Origin of the sequence: Bradyrhizobium sp. th-b2, from assembly GCF_000426785.1 — a bacterium.
Taxonomy (GTDB): Bacteria; Pseudomonadota; Alphaproteobacteria; order Rhizobiales; family Xanthobacteraceae; genus Bradyrhizobium; species Bradyrhizobium septentrionale.
Genome location: NZ_AUGA01000018.1, coordinates 65970 through 77528, shown reverse-complemented (window position 1 = coordinate 77528; position 11559 = coordinate 65970). Strand labels below are relative to the sequence as shown.

Genomic DNA, 11559 nt, shown 5'->3' with positions numbered 1-11559 from the left:
GGACAGGGCCAAAATGGCCGCACAGAGCCAACCGCGCCCCAAGAAGCCAACAAGACGGACCTCATGACCGCAGCCATCGTCTACGCCTTCGCCTCGGCCATTTTCTTGGGCGCAGGCGTCGTGCTCGCGCAGCTTGGCTTGCGCACCGTCGAGCCGCTGTCGGGCGCCGCGATCAGCGTGCCGTCCTTCACTTTGCTGTTCCTCTTGCTGTCGCCGCTGATCCTGCATGGCGAACCGGTGGTGTGGCGCGGCCTGCCGATCTTCATGGCGATCGGCCTGTTCTTCCCGGCCTCGCTGACGCTCCTGACCTTCGCGTCGAACCGGGCGCTCGGGCCGGTCATCACCTCGACATTGGGCAATCTGGCGCCGCTGTTTGCGGTCACCGCCGCCGTGGTGCTGCTGCACGAGCCGCTCGAGCCGCAGCAGCTCCTCGGCCTCGTGGTCGCGGTGGCGGGGGCGGCTGTGATCACCGTGACCCGGCCGCGCGACCTCGGCCATTGGCGCAGCTGGGCGCTGCTGCTGCCGCTCGCCAGCGCGCTGGTGCGCGGCATCGTGCCCCCGATTGCAAAGCTCGGGCTTGCGATCTGGCCGAGCCCGCTCTGGGCCTGCCTGATCGGCTACATCATGTCCTCGCTGGTGGTGCTGACCGTGCAGCGGATCCGCAAGGGCAGCTTCACGGTGCAGGCACCGCGCGAGGGCCGGTTCTGGTTCGCATTGACCGGCATCAGCAACGGGCTCAGTGCGCTCAGCCTGTTCGCCGCAGTCCGCAACGGCCCGATCACGCTGGTGGCGCCGCTCGCTGCGATCTACCCGCTGGTCACCGTGGCGCTGAGCGCGATGCTGCTCAAGCATGTCGAGATCACCGCGCGGATCGTCGCCGGAACCCTGCTCACCGTAATCGGCGTCGCGCTGGTCCTGATCGCCTGATTGCCTGATACGCAAGACTGTGTTGCGGCCAGCGGCGCTGGGCAGCGCCGCTGCGGCCTGCCACAATGGCCGCATTGCCGGAGTGAATTGTGAGAGCCCCCGCCCCGTCCTATCCGCATCCCGCGCGGCTGATTCTGATTCTGTCGCTCGCACCGACGGTCGGTCTCGGCATCGGCCGCTTTGCCTATTCGCTGGTGCTGCCCGACATGCGCGACTCGCTGGCCTGGTCCTATTCGGCCGCCGGCTTCATGAACACGATCAATGCCGCCGGCTATCTGGTCGGCGCACTGTTCGCCTCGCGCCTGATCCAGCGCTTCGGGCTTGCCACATCGGTGCGCTGGTCGACGCTGGCCTGCGCGCTGTCGCTGGCGCTCTGCGCCATCTCCGGCAATTTCGCCGTGCTGAGCTTTGCCCGCCTGCTGGTCGGCTTCGCCGCCGCAATCGGCTTCGTCGGCGGCGGCGCGCTCGCGGCGACGATCGCGCAATCGCGGCCGGAGCGCGCGAACTTCCTGCTCAGCCTGTTCTATGCCGGGCCGGGCGTCGGCATCCTGGCCTCCGGCCTGATCGCGCCCTTCGTGTTGCAGGGCTTTGGCGCGGGCTCCTGGTGGATCGTGTGGTGGGCAATGACCCTGCTCTCGGCGATCATGACCGTGCCGCTGCTGCTTGCGCCATTCCACGGCAATGCAGCCGCCGCCGGCATCGTGCGGACCAAATTCGCGATCATGCCGGTCCTGATCTACCTCGCCGCCTATTTCCTGTTCGGCGCCGGCTACATCGCCTACATGACCTTCATGATCGCCTATGTCCGCGACGGCGGCGGCGGCGCGGTCGCACAGAGCGCGTTCTGGAGCCTGATCGGCGTCAGCGCGTTCGTGACGCCCTGGTTCTGGCGGCGGGTGCTGGCGCTCGACCGCGGCGGGATCGCCACCACCATCATCCTCGGCGTCAACGCGCTCGGCGCGGCTCTACCGATCTTCGGGCATTCGCCGCTGCTGCTTGCGATTTCCGCGCTGGTGTTCGGCGTCGCCTTCTTCGCGGTGGTGGGGTCGACCACCGCCTTCGTACGCTTCAACTACCCGCCGCAGGCCTGGCCGACCGCGATTGCGGCGATGACCATCGCCTTCGGCATCGGGCAGACGCTCGGGCCGATCGTGGTCGGCGCCATCACGGATGCCGTCGGCAGCCTGTCATTTGCACTGAACGTCTCGGCCGCGATGCTCGCGCTCGGCGCGCTGCTGTCGGCGTTTCAGCGGAAGGTGGGGCCGTAATCCTCCGTCGTCCCGGCGAAAGCCGGGACCCATAACCACAAGTGGTTGTGATGGAAGGAAGCGTCTCCCCGCATGCCTATTCCTTCGGCCGCGGAGTATGGGTCCCGGCCTCCGCCGGGACGACGGCTAGCTCCCGCTGAACGAATTGTAGCCCTGGTCTTCCCAGTAGCCGCCCTTGTAGTCGTTGGTGACTTCCATCGACAGCACGTATTTCGGGTTCTTGAAGCCGAGTTTTGTGGGCACCCGGATCTTCATCGGAAAGCCATAGGCGCGCGGCAGGATCTCGTCGCCGAATTTGAAGGTCATCTGGGTCTGCGGATGCAGCGCCGTGCGCATGTCCAAAGGTGAATTGTAGCCGTCCTTGTCGGCGCACTGGAACCAGACATATTTGGCGCGCGTGTCGGCGCCGATGATCTTGAGGAAATCGCGCAGCGGCGTGCCGGTCCAGCTGCCGATCGCGCTCCAGCCCTCGACGCAGATATGGCGCGTCACCTGCTTGACCTGCGGCAGCTTGTACAATTCGTTCAGCGTCCACGACTTCTTGTTTTCAACCAGGCCACGCACCTCGAGCTTCCAGTCCGCGCCCGCGACCTCGGGCGCATCGTCGAGATCGTAATAGGCATTGAACGGGAACGGCTTGGTGATCATGCTCTCGGGATACGTCGGCGCCAGCGCATCCGGATTGAACATCCAGGCCTGCACCGCGTCGTTGAACTTCGAGACCCTCTTCAGCAGTTCCTCCGCCGACGACGAATCGACCACGTCGCAGCCGGTCAGCAGCGTCAGCGCGCCGAGGCTGGTCCCCGCCGTGATGAAACGGCGGCGCGTCAGCTCCGGCATCGTCTTCACTGCGTCGCGCACCAGCAGCTTCTTGTCGACACCGGGGATCAGGAGTTTGCGCAAGCGACCCATGACACTCTCCCTAACGACCGATGATCATGGCGCGCAGGCTCTTCGGCACCAGCAGTGCGAGCGCGACGTGGATCACCAGGAAGGCGACGATCAGCGCCATGCAGGTGAAATGAACATAACGGGCGAAGTCGTAGCCGCCGAACAGCGTCACCAGCCAATGCAATTGCACCGGCTTCCACATCGACAGGCCGGACAGCACGATGACGACGCCGACGATGATGATGCCGGTATAGAGCAGCTTCTGCACCGAATTGTACTTGCTGAGATCGTCATGCGACAGCTTGAAGGTCAGCGCCGCCTTGGTATCGGAGATCACGCCGCCGGGGGTGATCGGCAGCAGCTTCTTGCGGAAGCGGCCGGTGGCGAAACCGAGCGCCAGATAGATCAGGCCGTTGACCATCAAGAGCCACATCGCGGCGAAGTGCCAGAGCAGCGCGCCGCCAAGCCAGCCGCCGAGCGTGATGCTCCGCGAGAAGGTGAAGCCGAACAGCGGCGAGGCGTTGTAGATCTGCCAGCCGGACATGATCATCAGGATCATCGCGAAGGCGTTGATCCAGTGCACCATCCGCACCCAGACCGGCTGGATCACCTTCGCCGGCGTTGCGGTCTCTGCCGGGTGGTCGCTGACGGCAAGGCTCGTCATGGCATATCTCTGCTCGTGGTCGTTACCGGCTTATACGCCGGGAACCGGGGTTCCGTTACAGGGTCGCGCCTACTCAGTTTGATATAGGCCGCCCCATCTGGTCACAAAAATGCGAGCCGGGGCGAGGCTCCGGCTCGCTGTTTCGTGGGGCGTTCAGGGACTAAATCAGGCCGCCGGGTGTTACGTCGCCGGCATCAGCACGGTGTCGACCACATGGATGACGCCGTTCGACTGGTTGACGTTGGAAATCGTCACCATCGAGGTGCCGCCCTTGGCATCGACGATCCAGACCTTGCCGTCCTGCTTCTTCACGGTGAGTTCCTCGCCCTCCGCGGTCTTCAGCTTCTTGCCGTCGGTGAGGTCGGAGGCCTCGAGCTTGCCGGGCACCACATGGTAGGTGAGGATCTTGGTCAGCGTCGCCTTGTTCTCCGGCTTGACGAGGCTGTCGACGGTTCCGGCCGGCAGCTTGCCGAACGCGGCATTGGTCGGCGCGAACACTGTGAACGGGCCCTTGCTTTCCAGCGTGCTGACCAGGCCCGCGGCCTTCACCGCGGCGACGAGGGTGGTGTGGTCCTTCGAATTGACGGCGTTCTGGACGATGTTCTTGGACGGGAACATCGCGGCGCCGCCGACCATCACGGTCTTTTCCTCGGCGCGGACCGGCGCCACGACAGTGGCGGTGATCGCGAGCGCGCTGAAGGCAGCGGCAGCGAGATAGGCAATACGCTTCGACATGGTTCGTCTCCCGATGAGGTATCCGACCGGCGAGGCATCGCCGGCGATGAAGGGGCAACAACGGCGCGTGTTGTTCGGTGTCTGCGTCGTCGTTGCCCGAGCTACGGCAGGTTTTCGGGACGGTTTCCGGAAATAATTCTTTGTGATTCCTGAAACCGGCTGCGGCGCGCTGCGTACCCGCGGCGCGTCGCGCAGCTTGTCGACCGTTCCATTCAGCGGAATTGACGGGTGCGCCGCCGCGAGCAATTTGCTTGCCGCCATTGCCTGATTGGTTCAGCCTGAGATTGCAGCGTAGCTTCGCTAGCCAGGCGGGTGTGGGGAGGACGATCATGAGCAGCATCACGGCTGATGGCCACGCCGCGCCTGCGGCGAACGAGGCCAGCAGCGACATCGGACCGCTCGAGCAGAAGCACCTGCAATTTGCCAATTACCGCGCGGTCGCCGGCGGCACGGAGGTGACGAAAACGCATTGGCACATCGCCACCGCCAACGCGCTCGGCTGGGGCTTTGACGGCATGGACGGCGTGATCTTCGCGCTGGTCTCGCCGATGGTGATCAAGGAATTTTCGCTGAGCCTGCCGGAATATCGCTCCGGCATGCAGATCGCGCTGTTCGTCGGCATCGCCGGCCTCTATTTCTGGCCATGGCTGGCGGACCGGTTTGGCCGGCGCACGCTGCTCGCCGTCAACATCGCGCTGTTCTCGCTGTTGATGCCGGTCGCGGCGCTGTCGCCGACCTTCGCGGTCTTTGTCATCGCGCGCTCGTTCCTGTTCTTCGCGCTCAACGGCGAATGGTCGCTCGGCTCGATGCTGGTGGCCGAAACCTGGCCGGCGCGGCTGCGCGGGCGGGTGATCACCATCACGCGCTCGGCCTGGTGCCTCGGTGCCACGCTGGCCGGCGCGATCACCGGGCTGGTCGCCGCCAATTTCGGCTGGCGTGTCGCAGTCATGGTGCCCGGCGTGATCGCGCTGCTGGCGATCTATATCCGCTCCACCTGCCCGGAATCGCCCTATTGGGTGCGCGCGCAGGACCGCAAGCGGCGCATCTCGGAGACGCTGGCGCGCGGCGGCACGGTCAGCGCCGACGATGGCGCCTGGTTCGGCAAGGCCAAGTCGGTCGGCATCCGCCAGGTGTTCCTGCCCGACGTGCTGCCCGCAACGCTGGTTGCGCTGTTCGTTGCCTGCGCCAGCACCTGCATCTACGGCACGGTCGGCGCCTGGATGCCGCTGTACCTATCGACCGAGAAGCATTGGTCGACGACGGAATACAGCCTGTTCTACGTGTTCTACGGCCTTTGCGGCTTCCTCGGACTGTGCCTGGTCGGCTGGCTGATCGACAAGATCGGCCGCCGGCGCGCCTTCATCATCACCTTGATCGAGGGCGCGATCTTCATGACGCTGTGGGTCTATTCCGAGGACCGCGTCCTGCTCTGGACGTTCGGGCTTCTCTGGTGCCTCGGCTTCCTCGGCTTCTGGGGACCGAGCACGACCCTGACCGCGGAAATCTTCCCGACCCGCATCCGCGGCGCCGCCAACGGCGTGGTGTGGGCGATCGCTTACTTCGTCGGCTTCGTGCTGTTCCCGTTCGTGTCCATCGCGCTCCAGCAGCACACCGGCTCGTTCGCGCTGGCGTTCCTCTGCATCCCGGTGCTGATGATCGCGATGGCGGTCGGTGTCTTCCTGTGGGTGCCCGAGCATTCCGGCAAGGAGCTGAACGAGATCATCGAGTGACGTAGACCGTCCACGCCGTCGTCCCGGCCAAGCGAGGCGCGAGCCGGGACCCATAACCACGAATGGCCATTATCAGGCATCGCTGGAGCCACAGCGTGCCCAACAATCCGACCCTGTGGTTATGGGTCCCTGCTCCCGTGCGCAATTGCGCACTAGGCAGGGACGACCCGTTAAAAGTTGGGCCTAATCCCTGTTCGCCGGCGTCTGGATGAATCCGCGGTTGTGCGTCGGGCTGATCAGGATCTCGTTCATGCAGACCCGCGGCGGCATGCTGGCGACGAAGGCGATGGTGCGGCCGCAATCCTCCGGCTGCAGCATCTTGGCCTGCTCGGCTTCGCTCGGCACCACCGGCCGCTGCTTTAGGATCGGCGTTGCGACCTCTCCGGGCGACAGGCAGCAGGCGCGCAGGCCGTTGACGCATTCGTCCATGTTGAAGGAATGGGTCAGCGCCAGCACTGCGTGCTTGGTCGTGGTGTAGGCCGGGCCCGGCATTTTCGAGACGTGACGGCCGGCCCAGGAGGCGACGTTGATGATGCAGCCGTCCTGCTGCTTGCGCATCGTCGGCAGCACCGCGCGCATGCAGTAGAGCACGCCGTTGAGATTGACCTCGACGAGCTTGTCCCAGCCTTCCAGCTCCATGTCGGCCCAGCTGCGCTTCGGCACATTGATGCCGGCGCTGTTGACCAGGAGGTCGATGCGGCCGTGTTTGGCGACGATCGCTTCGGCCGCCTTGTTGACGTCGGCCTTGTTGCTGACGTCGAGCGGGATCGCCTCGGCCTTGCCGCCCTTGTTCGTGATGTTGGCCACCACGCGGTCGAGCTCTTCCTTGCGGCGGCCGGAGACCACGACCGTCCAGCCGTCCGCAGCCAGGAATTCCGCCCCGGATTCGCCGATTCCGGTGCCGCCGCCGGTGACCCAGGCCACGCGTTTCCCATTATTTGTCATGCAAACTGTCTCCGTTGCTTTCCGAAGGGCGTTTTTGCTAATCCAGCCAGACCTTTCCGGCTCTTTCGCCCCTCGGGGAATGTTTGCATGAACACGACCACCAACGCCAACCTGTTTTCCCGCCTGTTCGACGGCCTCGACAACCCCAACCGACTGGCGATCGAGCAGCTCGACGGCAGCCGCATTTCCTATGGCGATCTGATCGCGCGGGCCGGCCAGATGGCGAACGTGCTGGTTGAGCGCGGCGTCAAGCCAGGCGACCGCGTCGCGGCGCAGACCGAGAAATCGGTCTCGGCCCTGGTGCTCTATCTTGCCACCGTGCGCGCTGGCGGCGTCTACCTGCCGCTCAACACCGCCTACACGCTGAACGAGCTCGAATATTTCATCAGCGATGCCGAGCCGGCGTTGGTGGTCTGCGATCCCACCAAGCCGGAAGGCATCACGGCGACCGCCGCCAAGGTGAGCGCGAAGGTCGAGACGCTGGATGCCAGCGGCAAGGGCTCGCTGACCGAAGCCGCCGACAAGGCTCGTAACGACTTCGCTACCGTGCCGCGCGGCAATGACGACCTCGCCGCGATCCTCTACACGTCGGGCACCACCGGCCGCTCCAAGGGCGCGATGCTGTCGCACGACAATCTGGCGTCGAACTCCTACTCGCTGGTCGACTACTGGCGCTTCACCGACAAGGACGTGCTGATCCACGCGCTGCCGATCTATCACACCCACGGCCTGTTCGTAGCGAGCAACGTGACGCTGTTCTCGCGCGCCTCGATGATCTTCCTGCCGAAGTTCGATCCGGACCTGATCATCAAGCTGATGGCGCGCGCGACCGTGATGATGGGCGTGCCGACCTTCTACACCCGCCTGTTGCAGAATCCCGGCCTGAACAAGGACGCGACGAAGCACATGCGGCTGTTCATCTCGGGCTCTGCGCCGCTGCTCGCCGACACCCATCGCGAATGGTCGGAGCGCACCGGCCATGCCGTGCTCGAGCGCTACGGCATGACCGAAACCAACATGAACACCTCCAACCCCTATGACGGCGACCGCGTGCCCGGCGCGGTCGGTTTCGCGCTGCCCGGCGTCTCGGTGCGGGTCACCGATCCCGAGACCGGCAAGGAGCTCGCGCCCGACACCATCGGCATGATCGAGGTCAAGGGCCCGAACGTGTTCCAGGGTTACTGGCGGATGCCGGAAAAAACAAAAGCCGAATTCCGCGGCGACGGCTTCTTCATCACCGGCGATCTCGGCAAGATCGACGGCAAGGGATACGTCCACATCCTCGGCCGCGGCAAGGATCTCGTGATCTCCGGCGGCTTCAACGTCTATCCGAAGGAGATCGAGAGCGAGATCGACGCCATGCCCGGCGTGATCGAATCCGCCGTGATCGGCGTGCCGCATGCCGATTTCGGCGAGGGCGTCACCGCCGTGCTGGTCTGCAGCAAGGGCGCCGATGTCAGCGAAGCCTCGGTGTTGAAGGCGCTCGACGGGCGGCTCGCCAAATTCAAGATGCCCAAGCGCGTCTTCGTCGTCGACGAACTGCCGCGCAACGCAATGGGCAAGGTGCAGAAGAACATTCTGCGGGATACTTATAAGGATATCTATTCGAAGGCTTGAAGAAAGCGGGATTTCGCGAGGGAACGATGAACCGAGAGTATGCCGAGAGGATTTGTCTACAAATCTTCGATGCTTTGGATGCAATGTACAAGGCTGAAATGGCCATTGCAGGGCTCGGCAAGCAGGAACGGACCCGATTCCATCGTTCGGTTCAAGAGGTCATTGCGGACCTCGAGGACAAGCTTCTCCTTCCGATTTGCGAGCAATATCCGGACTTGCGGCCACCCACAGAGGAACAGAGGCCACGCATACTTTGCAGCGAATTGACATGGAGCGAGGTGAATCTTCCGTCGTCGGTGACCGAAGATCAGCTCGACGAGGTCATCATGTCGCTTTTGAATCCGCGGTGGCGGAAGGTCCTGTGGTTCGTGACCATTGCAGAAGAACGTTACAAGGAGCTTGGCTGGACTATCAGTCACGAGGTGACCGCGGCGCGATTGAAGGTGCTCTCCGATAGGGATCGCATCGAGGGGATCGGCGATATGCGCTACTGGGGCAACAGCGAGGTCCGGTTGAAGGACTGACGCCGGCTAGTGCCCGCCGACGAGGCTGATCACGAACCGCCCGCCGACGATGAAGAGATAGGCGCCGAAGGCCATCTCCAGCGCCCGCTTCGACAGCGCATGCGCCACCTTCACGCCGAGCGGTGCGGTGACCAGTGTGGTCGGCATCACCAGCAGCGCGCCGATCAGCGAGACGTAGCCGAGCGCGAACGGCAGCTGCAGCGCGGTGACGTCGGGGAAGCGCGCGGCGGCGGGCCAGCCGGCATAGACATAGCCCAGCGCGCCGGGGATCGAGATCAGCACCGCAAGCGCGGACGAGGTCGCAACCGCCTGATGGATCGGCCGGCCGTAGAAGGTCATCAAGAGATTGGCGAACAGGCCGCCGCCGATACCCATCAGCGTCGACAGCAGGCCGACGAAGAAGCCGTAGACGCGCATCAGGAAGCCTTTCGGCACGTCGTCGCCGAACTTCCAGGTCTCGCGCGCCAGCAGCAATCGCGCTGCCGCCGACCACGCCACCACCACGAACACGATCTTGAACAGCCGCTCCGGCGCAAACCGCGCGGTGACGCTGCCGGCGGCGACGCCGATCACGATCGGCAACCACCAGCGCTTCAATATCTCCATGTCGACCGCGCCGCGGCGATAGTGGGCGCGGAACGAGCTCAGCGAGGTCGGGATGATGATCGCGAGCGAGGTGCCGATGCATAGCGGCATCCGCACCTCGAGCGGCACGCCGGCGAGGCGAAAGCATTCGTAAAACACCGGCACCAGGATCGCGCCGCCGCCGATGCCGAACAGGCCAGCGAGAAACCCGCACAGCGCTCCAACCGCGATCAGCAGCAGCGCAAGCTCGAGCAGTTCCTTGGGATCGAGGCCGGCCATCATCCTTCCCGTCGTCAGGAGGCGTTCGCGTCAGTGCGGTCGGCCAGCCATAACGTGACCAACGCTGCCAGCGGAGCAGCCGCCGCAACCAAAGCAAAGCGGAGTGGGTTTGAAGGCGTTGCGCCCTGCATCAGCAACGCCAGAACGTCGACTAGCAGTCCGGCGCACGAGAAGACAAGCAGGAAGGCCGGATCGTCGGCACTGGCGCGACCGGCAGTTCGGCGCCGTTCGAAGGAATTCGGATGGAGGGAAGTTGAGGCCATGTCGCGCTCCTCAAATCGTGGAGCTGGCAGACTAGACCCTTCTCAAATGCGGGAGTATTGCTCCGGATGAGCAGGCTCTCTTGCGAAGTGCGGAAGGATCGGGCTTGGACCAGCTTGCCGCGATGGCGGCCTTTGTCCGTGCGGTCGATACCGGCAGCCTGTCGGCGGCGGCGCGCTCGCTGCCGAGCTCGCTGACCGCGGTGAGCCGGCAGATCAGCGCCCTGGAGGAGCATTTCGGCACCCGCCTGCTGCTGCGCACCACCCGCCAGCTCGCACTCACCGACGACGGTCGCATCCTCTACGAGCGCGCGAAATCGATTCTCGGCGAAGTCAGGGAGATCGAGGCGACGCTGGCGCGCGACCCGCACCAGCCATCAGGTCGGATTCGGATCAGCTCACCGAGCCTGATCGGGCGGCTCGTGATCGCGCCGCTGCTGAACGAGTTTCTGCGCCGTTATCCCGCTGTTGCCGTCGACCTGCTGTTGATCGACCGCGCCGTCGATATGGTCGACGAGGACATCCATCTGGCTGTTCGCATCGGCCGCTTGCGCGACTCGCAGCTGGTCGCGCGCAAGCTCACCGATCTCCAGATGATCGTGTGCGCATCGCCTGAGTATCTCGCGCGGCGCGGCGAACCGCGGACGCCAGGCGATCTTTCGGCGCATGACTGCCTGGTGTTTTCCGATTCGCCTGGAAGCGCGGAGTGGCGCTTTGCCGACGGCTCGAAGACGGGTCGCAAATTCCGCATATCCGGTCGGCTCTGGATGAATAGCCTCGACGCGCTGGTTGGTGCAGCGCGGGATGGTGCGGGCATCGTCCGCGTGCCGTCGTGGCAGGTGCAATCCGATCTCGCGAGCGGCCGCTTGCAACGGCTGCTGATCGACCATGAGCCGGCGCCGACGCCGCTGCATCTGATGCTTCAGCCGTCGCGCCTGGCATCGCCTAAGATCAGGGCATTCGTCGATTATCTGGTGGAACAGTGGGGCAAAATCGACGCGTTCCGGAGCCCGTCAGCGCGCAGCTAATGGTCTCCCGCCGCACGCAGATATTATGATTCACTTCTTGGTTCATCAGGCCTTGCATCTGGTATACCACACTGCGGATCAACCAGAATTCGGCAAGTCTAACAAT

General features: G+C 64.5%; 12 protein-coding genes. 6 read left to right on the top strand and 6 right to left on the bottom strand.

Going from position 1 to position 11559, the window contains the following annotated elements:
* Nucleotides 1–63 precede the first annotated feature (63 nt).
* Together K359_RS57370 and K359_RS0122040 are read left to right on the top strand one after the other, a co-directional pair.
* Nucleotides 64–927 carry an EamA family transporter gene (locus K359_RS57370; RefSeq protein WP_051346287.1) on the top strand — a complete coding sequence of 288 codons (864 nt, stop codon included), beginning with the start codon at nt 64–66 and terminating at the stop codon, nt 925–927.
* Nucleotides 928–1016: 89 nt separating this feature from the next.
* Entirely contained in the window at nt 1017–2195 is a 1179-nt protein-coding gene (locus K359_RS0122040) for a YbfB/YjiJ family MFS transporter (RefSeq protein ID WP_051346285.1), read from the top strand.
* Between the two features lie 126 nt (nt 2196–2321).
* On the opposite strand, the gene K359_RS0122035 is transcribed toward K359_RS0122040, so the two are convergent.
* The 3 genes from K359_RS0122035 to K359_RS0122025 all read right to left on the bottom strand — a co-directional run bounded on the left by K359_RS0122035 (nt 2322) and on the right by K359_RS0122025 (nt 4485).
* Entirely contained in the window at nt 2322–3107 is a 786-nt protein-coding gene (locus K359_RS0122035) for a molybdopterin-binding protein (protein ID WP_029081268.1), read from the bottom strand.
* Nucleotides 3108–3117: 10 nt separating this feature from the next.
* A complete protein-coding gene (locus tag K359_RS0122030; RefSeq protein ID WP_029081267.1) occupies nt 3118–3750 on the bottom strand; it encodes a cytochrome b/b6 domain-containing protein in 633 nt (210 codons plus the stop codon).
* Nucleotides 3751–3930: 180 nt separating this feature from the next.
* Nucleotides 3931–4485, bottom strand: coding sequence for a fasciclin domain-containing protein (locus tag K359_RS0122025; RefSeq protein ID WP_029081266.1), 555 nt, complete (start codon nt 4483–4485; stop codon nt 3931–3933).
* 329 nt (nt 4486–4814) lie between these two features.
* Here K359_RS0122025 and K359_RS0122020 point away from each other — a divergent pair, with 329 nt between their 5' ends.
* The gene (locus K359_RS0122020) at nt 4815–6215 is read left to right on the top strand and encodes an MFS transporter (protein WP_029081265.1); all 1401 of its coding nucleotides are present in this window, start codon (nt 4815–4817) and stop codon (nt 6213–6215) included.
* Between the two features lie 183 nt (nt 6216–6398).
* On the opposite strand, the gene K359_RS0122015 is transcribed toward K359_RS0122020, so the two are convergent.
* Complete coding sequence (locus K359_RS0122015) at nt 6399–7160, bottom strand: SDR family oxidoreductase (RefSeq protein WP_029081264.1); 762 nt, start codon at nt 7158–7160, stop codon at nt 6399–6401.
* A gap of 87 nt (nt 7161–7247) precedes the next feature.
* Here K359_RS0122015 and K359_RS0122010 point away from each other — a divergent pair, with 87 nt between their 5' ends.
* A complete protein-coding gene (locus K359_RS0122010) occupies nt 7248–8777 on the top strand; it encodes a malonyl-CoA synthase (RefSeq protein ID WP_029081263.1) in 1530 nt (509 codons plus the stop codon).
* A 26-nt stretch (nt 8778–8803) separates the two neighbouring features.
* On the top strand, nt 8804–9301 hold the full coding sequence (locus tag K359_RS0122005) for a hypothetical protein (protein WP_029081262.1): 498 nt from the start codon (nt 8804–8806) through the stop codon (nt 9299–9301).
* 6 nt (nt 9302–9307) lie between these two features.
* Here K359_RS0122005 and K359_RS0122000 read toward each other — a convergent pair whose 3' ends face one another.
* A complete protein-coding gene (locus K359_RS0122000; protein ID WP_029081261.1) occupies nt 9308–10168 on the bottom strand; it encodes a sulfite exporter TauE/SafE family protein in 861 nt (286 codons plus the stop codon).
* A gap of 11 nt (nt 10169–10179) precedes the next feature.
* Entirely contained in the window at nt 10180–10428 is a 249-nt protein-coding gene (locus K359_RS0121995) for a hypothetical protein (RefSeq protein ID WP_029081260.1), read from the bottom strand.
* A gap of 122 nt (nt 10429–10550) precedes the next feature.
* Here K359_RS0121995 and K359_RS0121990 point away from each other — a divergent pair, with 122 nt between their 5' ends.
* On the top strand, nt 10551–11453 hold the full coding sequence (locus tag K359_RS0121990) for a LysR family transcriptional regulator (RefSeq protein ID WP_245284687.1): 903 nt from the start codon (nt 10551–10553) through the stop codon (nt 11451–11453).
* Nucleotides 11454–11559: the final 106 nt, after the last annotated feature.